Origin of the sequence: Pantoea phytobeneficialis, from assembly GCF_009728735.1 — a bacterium.
Classification (GTDB): Bacteria; Pseudomonadota; Gammaproteobacteria; order Enterobacterales; family Enterobacteriaceae; genus Pantoea; species Pantoea phytobeneficialis.
The window spans coordinates 36,585-52,620 of sequence record NZ_CP024636.1; the positions used below are offsets into that span (position 1 = coordinate 36,585).

Genomic DNA, 16,036 nt, shown 5'->3' on the forward strand with positions numbered 1-16,036 from the left:
CTGTTCACTCCGACAAAGGAATTTCATGAAGTTCATGGTTGCTCATACGACGCCATTCCGACGCCGTGCCCAGTGCTGCAATGGGTTCAGAAGAGATAAAGGTGCGGTCGTGCTGTTTGTAGTGATGCAGGGTGAAATAATCGGGATAAGGGGTATCTGTGGGATGCCATTGCCATGCCCAGGCTTTCTCGCGGGTGACAAAAATCGCGTTGGCCGCACTGCCGCCAGGTGCTACCTGTGCCATTTTGTCGCGCAGATAATCGCGGGTGAAATCAGCCGGGGTCGCGCGGTCAACGATGTATTCAAGGTATTCCGCCGAATCGAAGCGTGACTCCGCCATGCCAAGCTGCTGGTAAACCGTTGGTAAAAAGCCGTTGTGCATCATGTACCACTGCGTCTGGCCACTGGTGCGCCACAGCGGATGCGAAAATTCGATACCGTGGTTTTTGCTCAAGGTGGCATGGCGCACATGCACCGCCAGAAAACGGCCTCGCAGGCGATCGACATCAATACCCGGTAGCGCATCGGCAAACATGCCGGTGCCGTGTAGCGTGCGAATTTTTCCCTGCTCGATCCACAGCATTCCCCAGCCGTTTGGGTGCTGCTTGATTGGGCCATCATGGGTCGCGGTTTCACCACAACTCATGGCGCGTGCCGCCTCCAGTACCGCAGCGGCATCAAACTGACCGTGCGCCAGAATCATTCTGCACATAGCAAATCCCCCCGCGTGGTAAAAGACGGAACCGCAAGAATCTGATGGAAGGTCGCCAGAATGTCGTCGCGGCTGTTACCCGGCAGACGGAAGGTGGCGAGGATGCCCGCATGGCGGGTCAAATCGGCATACAATGAGGATCGCGGTGATACCTCCAGCGCGGGCAGATTGAGCGGTGGCAGTAGCTGGCCGCGCTGCTGTTGCGCGATCCAGCTTTCTGCCTGGTGATATTGCAGCGGCTGGCGCAAACGCAGACGACCTACCGCCGACGCCTGTTGATTGAAATGCAGCTCAGGCATACCGTGTCCTGCTTCGATCTGAAATGCCACGTCGGCCCAGTTGATGCCGGTCACTTCCTCAACCAGGTTCACCACACCCATGCCCGACAGGCGGAAACCCATTTCGAGAAAATGCGGTTCGCCATTGACCACGATGAAATCGATATGGAAAGCGCCCTGACGGTAGCCAAAAGTTTCACAACAGAAACTCATCAGGCTGGCAAAGGCCGCAGGCAGTTGCTGTGCGGCCATCGCCACATGGCCGGATTCGTAAAAGCTGATGCTGCCATCGGCGTCGCTGTGATGCTCAATCACCTTCTGGCAACAGGTCAGGGCTACCGCGTGGCCGTTATCCACCACGCCCTGTAATGAATATTCGTCGCCGCACAGCCAGCTCTCGACGATATAGCCCGAGAACCCACGTCCACCGTAATTCATGGTATCGACCAGTTTGTTAATCACGGTATCCAGTTGGCTGGCTTCCTCGACCATCCAGACACCGAGGCCGCCGCCGCCATCGACCGGCTTGATCACGCAGGGGTAGAGCAGCGCTTCCCGCGCGTCGCGGATACTGAGCGGCGAGGCAAAAAAGCGAAACTCTGGTTGGGGGAAACGCGGCCAGGCCTTACGCAGCGCCATGCGTTGCGCGTATTTGTCCGGCGGGATAAAGCAGGGGCCGGCATCCGGGCCAGCCAGTATCTCACGCACCCGACCGGCGCTGGCGTTATAGGCTTCAAAGCCCGCCAGCACCACCTGTGGATGCTCCAGCAGCCCGGCATGCAGACACGCCTGTAACACATCCCAGGGGTTTTCCGGTCGATCCAGCCGCACGATCAGATCGAACGGCAAGGTCTGGCTGAGGGACTGGTAATCGACAAAATCCCCCATCTCCGCCAGAACAGTGAAATAACCTTCGCGCTTTGCCACCGCGCAGTACGGATTTTGCCCGTCGCGGGTGGCACCAATCTGCAGGAAAATCTTTCTCATCGGTTGGCCTTACCGGGTTAACGCCCGGAAATCACTTCTGTGACGATGTCCTGCAGGACACCATTGTTAACCTGGATCACCGCTTTGTGCGGGTCGAAGCGCAGCACGCGCGACAGAGCATCCTGCTGCTGGTTATCCAGCAATGAACTCACCTGCGCGCTTTGCCAGCAGTGACGCATCTGCGCGATGGTCAGGCCGGAAAGTTGCTCCAGTTGTTGTGCCAACAGCAGATGGTTGCTGTTGCCTTCCAGCAAGGCTCGTACCGCCGCTTCTTCCGGCGCGTCCGGCAACTGTTGCAGCCAGGCTTTCAGTTGGCGGCCACCGGCGATAAACGGCGAATAAATCATGCACACCAGCTGGGTTTCATCGAGACCAAATGCCTGTTCGGCAAACTGCGTTGCCCGCTGCCGCGCAATCGCAATCGCGGCATCGTCCTGATAACGTGCCGCCATTTCGCTGATCAGCTGTGGTGGAAAATCTTTTTGCTGCATCAACCCCAGCGCAAAGCGTGCATATTCGCGCACGCCTTCGGCGTAGCTACGCTGCAACAGGGTTTCTGCGCGCAGGCCGCGAATATGGGCCATTAATGTCGGGTTGCCGCAGTCAGATTCCGAGAAGCTGAACATCAGTTCATCGAAGCGGAACTGCATAAACTCAGTGAGCAGCGTCCAGTGCGCCCCCGCTTCATACGCGGTGTCCTGATAGATATTGAAGAACAGTGGATCGCGCTCAAGCTGCCAGGTGATGCGGTGCGCGGGGGTAACCTGATCGACACCGTAGACATCGCTAAAGTAGCGTTGCGCCACGCCATCCAGGGTTTGCAGAAAGCCGCTAAAGCCGCGTGATTTATCCGCCACCGGTGCGTTAAACAGCCGGGAGAGGTGGCGCGCCCAGGCGAGGTAAGCGGTTTGTTCCTGTGGCGAATCGCCGGTGATGATCATATCCACCCCGCCATCGTAGTGCGCCGCGAGGCCAAAGGAGTTCACCATGCTGAGGTTGCAGGCGTTGCAAAAGGTGGAGCGTGCATCGGCGCGGAAGCGGTGGCCGTTCATCAGCACATCGCTGCGATTCTGCTGGCGTACCGCTTCCGGCATCGGCAAATAACGGGAAAAAGGGCGAATCTGTAATCCGTCGGTCACCAGACATTCGGTAAAGTCGTCATGGTGGATATGCAGCGCGCGATAAACGCGATCGATATTCTCCATCACGCTGTCGTTCATTGCCGCGTGGCGGTTGGTGCTGATGCGGAGCTGAAAGGTGCTCCCCCGCTGTTGCCAGATCAACCCCTGGATGTAGCGGACATACGCCACCATATAGCTGCTGTCTTTGCCGCCGCCATAGGCGAGCAGCACGCGGTTGTTTTCGGGGTGGTGCGTATCGGGTAGCGCGGCGAGCAAACGGCGGGAACAAGCCTGAGCAGATGCGAGAATGGCGGGGGATAGATATCCTTCAATTTCTCTCATCATGGTGGACAGATTATTCATTTTTCACTTTTTCCTTTGGCTAATAAAATCGCTATTGCCTTGAACACGGCAACATTGCGGGTAAAGGGCCACGAAGGTGCTTGGGAATGAATGTCTCAGTCTTCATGCTGCGCGGCTGGGTGCCAGCCACCGATACGCAAGGTGATTGATTTAACAGATGCAGCCTAAACTACTTTGAATGTAATCTGATGGATACGCACAGATCAGCACGATATGGGGTGGAACAGATGGCGGGTGAGACGGAAGAACAGGAGAGTCAGAGCAGTCGTTACCGTCAGATAGCAGAACAGATCAAACAGGCGATTCACAGCGGATCGCTGCCGCCAGACAGTCGCTTACCCTCGGTGCGCACGCTGGCTACGCAGTACCGAGTCAGTATGACCACCGCGCTCAAAACATTACGCACACTTGAGGATGAACACTATGCGGTGGCACGTCCCAAGTCCGGCTTTTTTGTGGCACCACGTAAGGCCGACAAAAAGTTGCCGTTGGTCAGCCATGAACAACCGCGTGAAATCGCACCACTGGATGAGCAGACCGAACTGCATCTGGCGATGGTGGGTTCGGATTGTCGCGTAAGGCTGGATCTGGCAAACGGCGATATCTCGCTGTATCCGGTAAAGAAAATTGGTCTGCTGATGCGTCAGATGGGGTACAGCAAACCGGCGCTGCTCGGGAATACCGTTAAGGGTACTGGCTATGCACCATTGAAGGCGGAAATTGCCCGCCGTGCGGTGGATTATGGCTGCAACATCAACGCTGATGACATCCTGATCACCAACGGTTGTATTGAGGCGATCTCGCTGTCGCTGCGCGCCACCACTCGTCCCGGTGATATCGTGGCGGTGGAATCACCCTGTTATTTTGTGTTGTTGCAGATGCTGCACAACCTCAATCTACGGGTGATTGAAGTGGAGGCGGGCGCGGAAGGCTACGTCAACGTTGAGAAACTGACGACGTTGTTCCAGCGCAAAGCGGTGCAGGCGTATCTCAGCCTCAACAACATCAATAACCCGCTTGGCAAAAGCATCCCCAACGAACAAAAGGCCTACATTGCACGCCAGGCCGACGAAAACGATGTGGTGATCATTGAGGATGATATCTTCGGTGATACCGCCTTTGGTGAACGCCGTCCGTTCCCGATGCGCGCCTTCAGCCCGAACGTCATTCTGTGCAGCGGCTTCTCGAAAACCGTGGCGCCAGGTATCCGTATTGGCTGGGTGCACAGCGTCAATTACATGCGTAAAATCGCCTCGCTGAAATACACCTCGACGATGGGGACTTCGGTGCTGTCGCAGGCGGCGATTGCTGAGCTGCTGCGTAATGGCGGCTACGATGCCCATCTGCGTAAGCTGCGGCGTGAACTGGCGAATCAGATTCACCATATGCGCCAGGCGGTGCTGCGTTATTTCCCGGCAGGAACGCGCGTGTCTGATCCCGAAGGCGGCTACGTACTGTGGGTGGAGATGCCGATGCAGGCGTTAAACGTGCGTGCGCTGTTTCTCAAAGCACGCAATGCCGGGATTGGCATTGCGCCGGGGCATATTTTTGCCACCGACCACCGCTATGATCACTGCTTCCGACTGAACGCCGGATTTGGCTGGAATGAGGAAGTGGAGCAGGCAATTCGACAACTGGCACAGTGGTGCCAGCTGTCATTGCTGGAAGCGAAGCAGGATTAGGCGCGCCAGGCGTCTTCGATCTCTTGCGCCAGAATCTGCACCGCGTGTTCAATGCTGGCTGCGTCTGGCACATAATTCATGCGCATACATTGATGGGTATGCGGCCACTCCTGTTCCAGGCCCGGGAAGAAGAAATGCCCCGGTACCATCAGTACGCCGCGCGCCTTCAGCCGTTGATATAACGCTTCGGTGCTGATCGGCAGGTCACGGAACCACAGCCAGAGGAAAATCGCCCCTTCTGGTTTGTGGATCAGGCAGCGATCTTCCGGCAAATAGCGGCGCAGGATGGCGATCGTCTCGCTAACCTTATGCTGATAAAACGGCTTGATCACCTGTTCTGACAGGCGCAATAAATCGCCGCGCGCAATCATTTCGTTCGCCATCGCCGGGCCGATGCTCCCCGGTGCCAGGCTGATGATGCCGTTCATATTGCCGATCGCGCTGATGGTGTTTTCATCGGCAACGATAATGCCGCAACGCGCCCCCGGCAGGCCGAGTTTCGACAGGCTCATGCACAGAATAATGTTGGGATTCCACAGTGGGCGCGCTTCGCTGAAGATAATGCCGGGGAAGGGCACGCCGTAGGCGTTATCGATCAACAGCGGAACTTCATGTTGCTGCGCCAGCGCATCCAGTTGTAACAGCTCGTCATCGGTGATGACATTGCCGGTGGGGTTGGTCGGACGCGAAACGCAAATCAGACCGATATCATCATTCAGCGGCAGGTGGTCAAAATCAACGTGATACTTGAACTGGCCTTCCGGCAGCAATTCAATGTTCGGCTTGGCAGAAACAAACAGCCCTTCCTCCAGCCCGGCGTCGGCGTAACCGAGATACTCCGGTGCCAGCGGGAACAGTACGCGTTTTTTGCTGCCGTCGGCGCGGTGTCCGGCGAACAGATTAAACAGATAGAAAAATGCGCTCTGGCTGCCGTTGGTCAGGGCGATATTTTGCGCCGTCAGCGGCCAGCCAAATTCGTCGCGTAACATCTTCGCCAGCGCATCAAGCAGCAACGCTTTGCCGCGTGGGCCGTCGTAGTTGCACAGCGCTTCGCTCAGTTTGCCTTCCTGATGCATCTGCTGCAAAAGCTGGTGGAAATAGTCATTCATTTCCGGGATTTGTGCCGGATTACCGCCGCCGAGCATGATGGTGCCGGGGGTACGCAATCCTTCCCCCATATCTTCCATCAGACGTGAGATGCCGGAATGTTGCGTAAATTTGTCGCCGAACTGAGAAAAAGACATAGCAGGTTAAAACATTGTGATGACTGATTGGGGACAACCATAGCGCCCGTAACAGGCGGGCGCAATGGTCAGGCGGGGAAAAGGTGCAAAGCCTTATTTCACAACCTCTGGATTGACACAATTCTTCTCGATTTTGCCGGTTAATGCCGCGATCAGGTTATCGACAGCATCGCTCATCATGCCGTAGCGGGTTTCATGAGTGGCGGAACCGATATGGGGTAATGTCACCACATTGGGCAGCTTCAGCAGCGCGGAATCGGCAGGCACCGGCTCCTGCTCAAACACATCCAGACCGGCGGCGTGGATGGTGCCGTCTTGCAACGCGCTAATCAACGCCTGCTCGTCCACCACCGGGCCACGGCCAACGTTGATCAAAATGGCGCTCGGCTTCATCAGTTTTAACTGTGCCGCGCCGATCATATGGTGCGTCTGTTCGGTCATCGGCAGGATAACGCAGACAAAATCACTCTCTTTCAGCAAAGTCTCTAAATCACAGGCGCGTGCGCCGAAACGCGTTTCGGCTTCGCTATGCTGGCGGCGGGCGTTATAGAGGATGTTCATGCCAAAGCCGAAATGCGCGCGTTGCGCCGCAGCCATGCCGATACGCCCCATACCCAGAATACCGAGGGTTTTATGATGGACATCCACGCCGTAATGTTGCGGGCCGATGCTGGCCTGCCACTGTCCGGCCTTCACCCAGGCATCCAGCTCGGTGACGCGGCGCGCGCTGCTCAGCACCAGCGCCATCAGAGTATCGGCTACAGTTTCAGTCAGCACCGTTGGTGTATGCATCAGCACCACACCGCGCTGGCTGAGTGCCGCGACATCGAAATTATCATAACCAACCGAGACGGTAGAGCAGGCACGCAGCGCCGGCATCTGTGCCAGCAAATCGCCATTCACTTTACCGCCGGAACCCAGCAGGCCCTGCGCCTGTTGAAACTGCGCCGCGTGCTGTTTGACGCTTTCTGGCGAAATATCGCTGACTTCGGTCACGGTGAAATGCGCATCCAGTTTGGCACGCAGGTCATCCGGCAGGCTCTTGTAAAGAATCACAGCAGGTTTCATCTTTTGCTCCCTGTAGAACGAGTGACGGGCGACAACGTCGCCCGGAAAAGTCATTTTCGCTTACGCTTTCAGGCGTGTTTTGCCCCGTGCAGCGGCGGCGCTTTGTTTTCGGCGGGTTTGACTATCAACGTCAGCCACACCGATGCCAGCAACGCTGCGCCCATAAAAATGTAAGAAGCCGACGGGCTGCCGGTTGCGCCATTAAGATAGCCTACTATCCATGATCCGACGAAGGATCCGAGTGCGCCCATGCTATTAATCAGCGCCATCGCGCCACCGGCCACATTACGCGGCAGCATTTCCGGGATGATGGCGAAGAACGGGCCGTATGGGGCATACATCGCACCACCGGCAATCACCAGCAGCGCATAGGACAGCCAGAAATTGCTGGAACCGACCAGGTAAGAACCGAGGAACGCCAGCGCACCAATCAGCAGCAGCGGCCAGACAAACAGTTTGCGATTCTGCATCTTATCCGATGCCCAGGAGACGACGATCATCGCAATGGTGGCGACCAGATAGGGCACCGCTGACAGCCAGCCCGCTTCCACCATTCCCATCTGCGTGCCGTTACGCAGGATCGAAGGCAGCCACAGCACGAAACCATACACGCCGATGCTCCAGGCAAAATATTGCAGGCACAGCAGAACAACGTTGCGGTTACGGAAGGCTTCCCCGTAGTTACGTACCGCTTTGATCCCTTGCTGCTCTTTCTGCAATTGCGCCTGCAACGCCGCTTTCTCCGCCTCGCTCATCCATTTCGCCTGCGACGGTTTGTCCTGCACCAAAAACCACCAGGCAACGGCCCAAATCACCGCCGGAATCCCCTCAAAGATAAACATTTCACGCCAGCCAAAGGAATCGATCAGATAGCCGGATACCACTGACATCCACAGCACCGTCACCGGATTACCGAGGATCAGAAAGGTGTTGGCGCGTGAGCGTTCGGATTTGGTGAACCAGTTGCTGATGTAGATCAGCATCGCGGGCATCACTGCCGCTTCCACTACGCCGAGCACAAAACGGATGGCGGCCAGCATCGGGATGTTGCTGACCACCCCGGTCAGCGAAGCACACAGCCCCCACAGCACCAGGCAGCAAAAAATCAGCTTCTTCACGCTGCGGCGCTCGGCATACACCGCGCCGGGGATCTGAAAGAAGAAGTAGCCGAGGAAGAACAGCGCACCGAGCAGCGATGACATGCCCTTGGTGATACCCAGATCGTCGTTAATCCCAGCGGCGGAGGCGAAGCTAAAGTTCGCCCGGTCCAGATACGCCAGACTGTAGGTGATAAACACGATGGGCATGATAAACCACCAGCGTTTTGGTGCGATTGTCTGCGTTTTCATAGGATTATCCTCAAGTGTAGCGGCGCGATGTATCGCGTGGTCCTCTGCGGTTGATGACCTTCACCCCGACCCTCTCCCATAAGGGAGAGGGGGGTTACCGCGACGGAATTAGTAATCGCCCAGCGTGGCGCGTGTTGGCAGTCCTTCGCTGTCGCCCGCCACCTGAATGGCCAGCGAACCAATTTTGTTGCCGCGCAGCATTGCCTGCGGCAGCGTTTTTCCTTCCAGCAGGGCGCTGATCAGACCGACGGCAAAACCGTCACCGGCACCCACGGTATCGACCACCTTGTCGACGCGAATCGGCGCCACCAGACCTTTGTCGCCTGCGGCGGTTTTGAACCAGGCACCATCGCTGCCGGTTTTGATCACCACCGCTCTCACCCCCTTATCGAGGTAGAAATCAGCGATGGCTTCCGGTTGACGGTAGCCGGTCAAAATCCGCCCCTCTTTCTCGCCCGGTAGCACCCAGTCGGCATATTCCGCCAACAGGTTCAGCTGCTTGCGCATCTCCTCTTCGCTGCGCCACAGCACCGGACGCAGGTTTGGATCGAACGAGATGGTTTTGCCGCGCGCGCGCATCTCTTTGGCGGCATGTTTGCAGAGCGCCAGCGAACTGTCGGAAATCGCGGCCGCAACGCCACTCAGATGCAGGTGGCGTGCGTTGCCGAAGTAATCGGCGTTGAAATCATCCGGTGACAGATGGCTGGCTGCGGAACCGCTGCGGAAATACTCCACTTCGGGATCGGAGCCATCTTCGACGCGCGATTTAAGCTGGAAACCGGTGCGGTAGCGGGCATCCGTGGTGACGCAGCGGTGATCCACGCCCTCTTTTTCCAGCTGTTGCCGGGTAAAACGGCCAAAGCTGTCATCACCGACGCGGCTGACCCAGCCGACCTGTAAGCCGAGGCGCGCCAGACCAATCGCCACGTTCAGCTCGGCACCGGCGATCCGTTTGATAAAGTGGTCAGCAGCGGCCAGATCGCCGGTCTGCTGCGCGATAAACATCGCCATCGCCTCGCCAATGGTCACGACATCAAGTTGGGTGGTCATCAGCAACTCCTTAACGGGCGCGCAGCAGGTCAACGTAATGGCGGGTTACCGCCAGCAGATCGTCGCCTTCCAGCGGGAATTCAATGCCGCGTGGCGCATCCGCAGGCAGAGCGTGCAGCAGGGCGCGCCAGTCTTCAGGGCTGTCATCCAGCGCGATAGCACGGAAGCTGTCGCGATGCGGTACCGCTGTTTTGACATGCACGTAGCCAACGTAATGGCTCAATTGCTGCGCGGCCAGACGTGCGTCTTCGCCGGTCCAGCGCCAGTTCGCCATATCAAACGTCATCTCCAGCGGCAGCGCCGCATCGCGCGCCTGATGGAAAAAGCGCTGCATCGGAGCCAGTTTGCAGTCGGTCGTTTGGTCGTTCTCCACCACCAGTTCGACGGGAGAAGCGGCCAGCACGGCGGCTAAGGCGGTGGTATGGAGATCGATAAAGTGACCGAGCGACAGTTTCAGCTGCTGCGCGCCAATCTGTTGTGCTTCGGACAGGAACTGCGCCAGATGCGGGTTCAGTGCGCCATCGGCCAGATACAGCGTTTCCGGCACTGAATAACAGGCGCTTAATCCCTGGCGGGTAATGGCTTGACCCAGAGCGGGAAGCTGCGATAAATCCTCCGCGCTGAACAGCTCGCGGCGAATCTCCACGCCATCCGCTCCCGCTTGTTTAATCAACGGCAGCAGGGCCGACTGACCACCAAGTTCTGCCACTTTGCTGCTGCCGTAAGCAGCGGTCACAACAATGATTTCTGGTTTCATCTCATCTCTCCGGGCACCCACGGCCTCCCAAACGTTATAAAAACGTTAGATGGAACCGGTTCCAAAGGGAAGATGCAGACGTTGGAAGTATGATCCTGCTCACGAAGTGAGCCATGAGTTGGGGGAGGCAAGATTCGTAGCGGCGCGATTTATCGCGCGGGGTTTACCCGGGATGGCTCAAAATTGCGCGATAAATCGCGCCGCTTCGATCAACCCAGCCGCTGGCTGGAGCCACGCACGATCAGCTCGCCGGAAAACACTTGTTCTGTGACGGGATGGGCATCGCCTTCAATACGCGCAATGACTTTTTCCAGCGCAGCATAACCGATTTGCCAGGTGGGTTGTTTGAGGGTGGTGATGCCGACGCCTGCCAGCGCGGCCCACTCCAGTTCATCGAAACCGAGCAGACCGATGGACTCGCCCCAGCTCAGGTTCAGCCGTTGCAACGCGCGCGCTACTTGCAGCGTTAGTGCGCCGTTAGCCGCCATCACCGCACAGCGTTTTCCAGCATGGCGCTGGTGGAAATCGCGCAGGGTGGCATCCATCTGCTCAGGTTGGTGCAGCGCAACTTCGGCGTTTTCCGCCTGTACCGCAGGTTGGGTTGCCACGGTGCTGAAGAACGACGCCAGACGCTCACGGCGGGTATTGACGCTGCCAAGCGGTTCGCTGAGGAACAACAGCGCTTCGTAGCCATTAGCCAGCAGATGTTTTGTCGCCAGTTGTGCCGCTTCCGGGTTATTCAGGCCCACCACATCACAGGCGAAATCAGGGATTTTACGGTCAATCAGCACCATCGGCAGCATCGACTGTTGCAGGCGTTTGAGGATGTCTTCGTGCATACCGACGGCGTTTACCACAATGCCTTCCACCTGGTAGCTGCTGAGCAGTTGCAGATAATGCTGCTCAAGATCCACTTCATTGTTGGTGTTGCACATCAGCAAGGTAAAACCGTGGGCGCGGCAGGCGGCTTCGATGCCGCTCAGCACATCAACAGAATAGGGATTGGTGATGTCGGCAATGATCAGGCCAATCAGGCGGGTACGGCCCCGCTTCAGCCCGCGTGCCATCTGGCTTGGGCGATAGTCGAGTTCGGCGATGGCGCGTTCGATACGCGCTTTGAGATCGGGCGACAGCAGATTTTGTTCGCCATTGAGGTAGCGTGAAATGCTGGTTTTACCGGTTTTTGCCGTGCGGGCAACATCGCTGATAGTCGCGCGGGGCGGCCTGGTCTTCATTGCATACACCTGGTTCAAAAGAAACAGGCGAAGACTACCACAGGAACGCCGCTCTGCAAGAATCGGCTAGTCAGAAGTGAGGTGCAGACGCGGTTGCCACAAGGTTTGTAGCTGATTGACCGGTGTCCCCTCCAGCAGTTGCAGCACCATCTCCGCCAGTTTTTCACCCACATGCTGTTGTGAGCATTGCAGGATGGCGTTGACCGGGTGGTCGATGATGGAATCATGCGGCAGCCCGTCGTAGACAAACAATCGGATCGCCTGTGGGCCGCTGAGCCGTCCGGCCTGTTGCAGCGCAATCGCGGCCCCTTCTCCCAGCGGGCTGCAATCGGTGATGATCGCCTGTGGCTGCTGTCCCTCAGCCAGCCAGGTCGCGGTTTGCTGATATCCGGCGCGGCGTGAAGGCGGTACGGTAGCCATCAACGGAACAGGCAACGGTTGATGTTGAGTAACGGTATCAAGGAAACCCCGGCGGCGATCGCGCACAAAGCTGCTGGGTTCATTACCCCCCAGCCACGCCAGGCGGGTTAATCCCGCGGCCAGGCAGTGATCGGTCGCCAGCTTTACCCCGGCGTAATTATCGTAATCAAACCAGGCATAAGGTTGCGCCAGTTGGCTGCGACCGAGTGACAGAAAGCGAAACCCCTTTTGTTGAAGCCGTTGCAGGCGAATGTCCTGCGGCATGGCATGGGTGACGATCAACGCATCAATGGCACCACTGCGCAGCATACGCAAGGTGCGTTGCTGGTCCTGCGGTTTATCGGCCAGCATTAGCAGGTCGATTTCATCGCGGGCAAGGCGTTGGTCGAGTGTTTGCAGCAATTCAATAAAATGGCTGTCGCTCAGGGGCAGGGAGCTGTCGGGAAACACCAGTCCGACGGTGTTGGCGCGGCCGGTCTTCAGACGGCGGGCTGCGGCGTTGGGGAGATAGCCGCGGCGGCTGGCTTCTTCTTCGATACGTTTGCGGGTGACTTCTGCCACATCATCATAGCCATTCAGTGCACGACTCACGGTGGTAACGGAAAGTCCGAGAACGGAGGCGATGGCTTTCAGCGACATGATGGGCTTCCATTGATCAATTTTTGATCAAGCTAACATAAAGAAATCGGCGGCTCTATCGGTTGATAATATTTGACAGTAATGGGTAGCAGCAAGTGCCAAAAGTGGCGTAAAAAAAGACAAAATGGGCCTGTCAATGCAGGCCCATTTATTATTACCCCAGTGGGGTGAGGGTGATTTCAACGCGACGGTTTTGTGCTTTACCTGCCTCGGTGCTGTTGCTGGCAACCGGGTTATCCGGCCCCAGGCCCTGGGTGCGCAGACGACTGGCTTCGACACCCTGCACAATCAGCGCGCTGGCCACGCTTTCAGCACGTTGTTGCGACAGACGCATATTCAGTGCGCGCGTGCCGGTGCTGTCGGTATATCCGGTCACGTTGACCGCCGTTTTTGGATACTCTTTAAGCACCATCGCCACGCCGGTCAGGGTGTTGGCACCCGCCGGTTTCAGGTTGCTGCTGCTGGAATCAAAGGTGACGTTATTCGGCATATTTAGCACGATGTTATCGCCCTGACGCGTCACGCTGACGCCGGTACCACGCATTTTGTCGCGCAGTTTCGCTTCCTGCACATCCATGTAATAACCGATACCGCCGCCTAATGCTGCGCCAGACGCCGCGCCGATCAGTGCGCCTTTACCGCGATCTTTTTTCGATGACGACATCATGCCAACACCCGCGCCCAGCACTGCGCCAAGACCAGCGCCAATACCGGATTTACCCGCCTGCGATTCGCCGGTATAGGGGTTAGTCGTACAGCCGGACAGGGCCAGGCTGCCACTCAGTAACAAGGCAAGTGCAACAATGTGCTTATTCATTAAAAGTCCCTTAGATTTAAGTGGGGGAAAAAACCCCAAAACGGTGCTGATTATGCCGTCAAATCATGGGAAAAAACGTGAGAATAAGTCTTAAATTGTAAAGAAATGCCTTAACGGTTAGCGGGATGGCAAAAACAATCGGTTTGATGATCGTTAATCAAGCCACAAGCCTGCATATACGAGTGACAAATCGTGGGGCCGATGAATTTGAAACCACGCTTCTTCAGCGCTTTTGACAGTGCTATAGCAGGATCGGAGGTGGTGGGGGCCAGTTTGTAGTCGGCATAATTGTGTAAAATTGGCGTGTTATTGACAAATTCCCAGATAAAGCGGGAAAAGTCCTCTCCGTTGGCTTCCATCGCCAGATAAGCGCGGGCATTGGTAATGATCGCCGCCAGCTTGGCGCGTTGACGAATTAACCCGCTGTCCTGCATCAGGCGATCGAGATCTTGTTCATCCATTGACGCGATGGCCTGCGGATCAAACTGATGAAATGCTCGCTGATAGTTGGCGCGTTTTTTTAACACGGTAATCCATGACAACCCCGCCTGCTGCCCTTCAAGACATAACATTTCAAATAAGGCGCGCTTATCGGTTTGCGGAACACCCCACTCAGTATCGTGGTACGTCAGATAGAGCGGATCCTGTGTTACCCAGCCACATCGTTGCATTGCATCACTCCTTAAGCAGAGGAAAATACTTCGTTTCCCTTGACGTATTCAATAATCGGTTAATAGTTAATCAAAGGGCGCCGATAACTGTTATATCCAATACCTAAACGCCCGGTTCCTATCTGGCTCGTCAGGAGTCTTTCATGTTGCAGAAAAGTCAGCGGTCAGGCCAGCACAATCTTGCGCTGGTGATGGGGTGTGCATGGCTATTTGCCGTGTCCTGCCCGGTATTGGCCTGGGATGAGAACAGCCAGGGTCAGTCGGTAGCTTCACCGGATTACAACGCCATACTTGCCGAAAAAATTTCCCAAAATCACCTGATGTTGACAGAAAATAGCACTAATAATCTGATGGATGCCGCGCTGAATGCACCGGGTGAGGCCGTGGTCAGCGTCCATACCGAAGCGGCCAGCGTCGGTGCTAACCCTTTTACTCATCGCATGTCGGCAGGCTGGCAGTTACCTGTCAATGAGACGCTCACGACCGGGCCGGTGGCGCAATACGCTGTCGACTCGTCACCGCTGAGCTGCCCGCAGTGCGAATTCGTTGAACCTGATAAAGATGATCACATTGCATCATTGGGGTGGCGCGTTGATTCCAGCCTTGGCTGGATAGCCCCTTACGCACAGATTAGCTACAGCCACCAATTGGGGGAGATGAATTTCACCCCGCGCAGTGATGGGGGGATCGCACGGGAGAACAACTGGATGGATGTCAGCGTCGGCGCCAATATGCCGCTGGGGCAACATCTGTCGGCTTTTGCCTCATTCTCGCAAAACGGTGCCATGAGCAGCGGTGAGCAGTTCATTTATAGCCTCGGCGTCAGCGCCAGTTTTTAATCGGCATAAAATGAGAAGTAAATAAGGATGATAAAAATATAATAAGGATGCTAATCATTATCATTGGTAACAACATGCGCGACAATTTATTTATACTTGGCCGTGAATTATCGGCTTTTTTCATCAGTGGGCTGGTTTTAGTTTTTGCGATGGCGATGGTCTACATCGACGTCAACTGGATGAACGATGCGATGAAGGAGACTTCATTCACCGAAGTGACGCAAGAAATCATGCTGGCAATTAACGCCGGACTGTTTTTTATCGCCTCACGCCAGCGACCCGCTTTGATTCTGGTGGGTGGATTCTTTACCTGCATGCTGATCCGCGAGCTGGATTTTCTGTTCGACATCATCAAGCATGGCTGCTGGGTATGGTTTGCTCTGGCAGTCACCGCAGCCTCACTGGCAATGGCCTTGCGTCAGCCTAAACAGATTTTACCGGGCCTGGTCGAACTGGTTCAGCACCGGAGTTGGCAAATGATGGCGAGTGGCTTGCTGGCTGTGCTGGTGTTCTCTCGCCTGTTTGGTATGCACCAGCTATGGGAGCATCTGATGCTGGATGGCTACAACCGCGTGGTGAAAAATATGGCTGAGGAAGGCAGTGAGCTGCTGGGTTACAGTCTTTGCCTCATCGCCTCGGTGCGTTATTTGTGGCAAACCCGTCCACAGCTCGCTAACGCCCCGGCTGCTGCCAAAGCGAGTTCCAATATGAATCACGCCCAGCCTCAGATCGCTACCCGCTAACCTTTTTTGGCGATCCTGCGCGCTAAAACAGGTACACTGCAACCATAGCGTCGGACGAGGA

General features: G+C 56.3%; 15 protein-coding genes. 3 read left to right on the forward strand and 12 right to left on the reverse strand.

All coding sequences use genetic code 11. From position 1 onward, the window contains the following. Window positions 1-4: 4 nt before the first annotated feature. Genes CTZ24_RS00185 through CTZ24_RS00195 form a run of 3 tightly spaced genes read right to left on the reverse strand, consistent with a single transcriptional unit; the run spans window position 5 to window position 3,461 of the window. The gene (locus CTZ24_RS00185) at window positions 5-712 is read right to left on the reverse strand and encodes a class II glutamine amidotransferase (protein WP_208724475.1); all 708 of its coding nucleotides are present in this window, start codon (window positions 710-712) and stop codon (window positions 5-7) included. Continuing rightward, complete coding sequence (locus CTZ24_RS00190) at window positions 700-1,977, reverse strand: ATP-grasp domain-containing protein (RefSeq protein WP_208724476.1); 1,278 nt, start codon at window positions 1,975-1,977, stop codon at window positions 700-702. Before CTZ24_RS00190 ends, CTZ24_RS00185 begins: the two co-directional genes overlap by 13 nt. A gap of 17 nt (window positions 1,978-1,994) precedes the next feature. Further along, entirely contained in the window at window positions 1,995-3,461 is a 1,467-nt protein-coding gene (locus CTZ24_RS00195; protein WP_208724477.1) for a hypothetical protein, read from the reverse strand. Between the two features lie 227 nt (window positions 3,462-3,688). On the opposite strand from CTZ24_RS00195, the gene CTZ24_RS00200 reads away from it, so the two are divergent. Continuing rightward, window positions 3,689-5,143 (forward strand): aminotransferase-like domain-containing protein, encoded by a 1,455-nt coding sequence (locus CTZ24_RS00200; protein ID WP_208725475.1) that lies wholly within the window; start codon window positions 3,689-3,691, stop codon window positions 5,141-5,143. On the opposite strand, the gene CTZ24_RS00205 is transcribed toward CTZ24_RS00200, so the two are convergent. The 9 genes from CTZ24_RS00205 to CTZ24_RS00245 form a co-directional block, all read right to left on the reverse strand. Next, window positions 5,140-6,387, reverse strand: a complete 1,248-nt coding sequence (locus CTZ24_RS00205) for a valine--pyruvate transaminase (RefSeq protein ID WP_021183670.1) — start codon at window positions 6,385-6,387, stop codon at window positions 5,140-5,142. The genes CTZ24_RS00200 and CTZ24_RS00205 overlap by 4 nt on opposite strands. Window positions 6,388-6,480: 93 nt before the next feature. Continuing rightward, window positions 6,481-7,455, reverse strand: a complete 975-nt coding sequence (gene ghrB, locus CTZ24_RS00210; protein WP_021183671.1) for a glyoxylate/hydroxypyruvate reductase GhrB — start codon at window positions 7,453-7,455, stop codon at window positions 6,481-6,483. A gap of 68 nt (window positions 7,456-7,523) precedes the next feature. Continuing rightward, entirely contained in the window at window positions 7,524-8,804 is a 1,281-nt protein-coding gene (locus CTZ24_RS00215) for an MFS transporter (protein WP_208724478.1), read from the reverse strand. Window positions 8,805-8,912: 108 nt separating this feature from the next. Continuing rightward, window positions 8,913-9,854 carry a sugar kinase gene (locus CTZ24_RS00220; protein ID WP_208724479.1) on the reverse strand — a complete coding sequence of 314 codons (942 nt, stop codon included), beginning with the start codon at window positions 9,852-9,854 and terminating at the stop codon, window positions 8,913-8,915. Between the two features lie 10 nt (window positions 9,855-9,864). Then, window positions 9,865-10,611, reverse strand: coding sequence for a sugar phosphate isomerase/epimerase family protein (locus tag CTZ24_RS00225; RefSeq protein ID WP_208724480.1), 747 nt, complete (start codon window positions 10,609-10,611; stop codon window positions 9,865-9,867). A gap of 209 nt (window positions 10,612-10,820) precedes the next feature. Further along, a complete protein-coding gene (locus tag CTZ24_RS00230) occupies window positions 10,821-11,846 on the reverse strand; it encodes a LacI family DNA-binding transcriptional regulator (RefSeq protein WP_208724481.1) in 1,026 nt (341 codons plus the stop codon). Between the two features lie 66 nt (window positions 11,847-11,912). Beyond that, window positions 11,913-12,905 (reverse strand): LacI family DNA-binding transcriptional regulator, encoded by a 993-nt coding sequence (locus tag CTZ24_RS00235; protein ID WP_208724482.1) that lies wholly within the window; start codon window positions 12,903-12,905, stop codon window positions 11,913-11,915. Window positions 12,906-13,059: 154 nt separating this feature from the next. Next, a complete protein-coding gene (locus CTZ24_RS00240; protein WP_208724483.1) occupies window positions 13,060-13,722 on the reverse strand; it encodes an OmpA family lipoprotein in 663 nt (220 codons plus the stop codon). A 110-nt stretch (window positions 13,723-13,832) separates the two neighbouring features. Then, window positions 13,833-14,393, reverse strand: a complete 561-nt coding sequence (locus CTZ24_RS00245) for a DNA-3-methyladenine glycosylase I (protein WP_208724484.1) — start codon at window positions 14,391-14,393, stop codon at window positions 13,833-13,835. Between the two features lie 143 nt (window positions 14,394-14,536). On the opposite strand from CTZ24_RS00245, the gene CTZ24_RS00250 reads away from it, so the two are divergent. Next, window positions 14,537-15,232, forward strand: a complete 696-nt coding sequence (locus CTZ24_RS00250) for an autotransporter (RefSeq protein WP_208724485.1) — start codon at window positions 14,537-14,539, stop codon at window positions 15,230-15,232. A 74-nt stretch (window positions 15,233-15,306) separates the two neighbouring features. Next, complete coding sequence (locus CTZ24_RS00255) at window positions 15,307-15,975, forward strand: hypothetical protein (protein WP_036625895.1); 669 nt, start codon at window positions 15,307-15,309, stop codon at window positions 15,973-15,975. Window positions 15,976-16,036: the final 61 nt, after the last annotated feature.

Bases quoted from the DNA above. Each gene is read 5' to 3' on its own strand.
- CTZ24_RS00200 (WP_208725475.1), top strand. From the start codon at position 3,689: ATGGCGGGTGAGACGGAAGAACAGGAGAGTCAGAGCAGTCGTTACCGT.
- CTZ24_RS00190 (WP_208724476.1), bottom strand. From the start codon at position 1,977: ATGAGAAAGATTTTCCTGCAGATTGGTGCCACCCGCGACGGGCAAAAT.
- CTZ24_RS00205 (WP_021183670.1), bottom strand. From the start codon at position 6,387: ATGTCTTTTTCTCAGTTCGGCGACAAATTTACGCAACATTCCGGCATC.
- CTZ24_RS00225 (WP_208724480.1), bottom strand. From the start codon at position 10,611: ATGAAACCAGAAATCATTGTTGTGACCGCTGCTTACGGCAGCAGCAAA.
- CTZ24_RS00245 (WP_208724484.1), bottom strand. From the start codon at position 14,393: ATGCAACGATGTGGCTGGGTAACACAGGATCCGCTCTATCTGACGTAC.
- CTZ24_RS00250 (WP_208724485.1), top strand. From the start codon at position 14,537: ATGTTGCAGAAAAGTCAGCGGTCAGGCCAGCACAATCTTGCGCTGGTG.
- CTZ24_RS00240 (WP_208724483.1), bottom strand. From the start codon at position 13,722: ATGAATAAGCACATTGTTGCACTTGCCTTGTTACTGAGTGGCAGCCTG.
- CTZ24_RS00185 (WP_208724475.1), bottom strand. From the start codon at position 712: ATGTGCAGAATGATTCTGGCGCACGGTCAGTTTGATGCCGCTGCGGTA.
- CTZ24_RS00235 (WP_208724482.1), bottom strand. From the start codon at position 12,905: ATGTCGCTGAAAGCCATCGCCTCCGTTCTCGGACTTTCCGTTACCACC.
- CTZ24_RS00230 (WP_208724481.1), bottom strand. From the start codon at position 11,846: ATGAAGACCAGGCCGCCCCGCGCGACTATCAGCGATGTTGCCCGCACG.
- CTZ24_RS00215 (WP_208724478.1), bottom strand. From the start codon at position 8,804: ATGAAAACGCAGACAATCGCACCAAAACGCTGGTGGTTTATCATGCCC.
- CTZ24_RS00255 (WP_036625895.1), top strand. From the start codon at position 15,307: ATGCGCGACAATTTATTTATACTTGGCCGTGAATTATCGGCTTTTTTC.
- CTZ24_RS00220 (WP_208724479.1), bottom strand. From the start codon at position 9,854: ATGACCACCCAACTTGATGTCGTGACCATTGGCGAGGCGATGGCGATG.
- CTZ24_RS00195 (WP_208724477.1), bottom strand. From the start codon at position 3,461: ATGAATAATCTGTCCACCATGATGAGAGAAATTGAAGGATATCTATCC.
- ghrB (WP_021183671.1), bottom strand. From the start codon at position 7,455: ATGAAACCTGCTGTGATTCTTTACAAGAGCCTGCCGGATGACCTGCGT.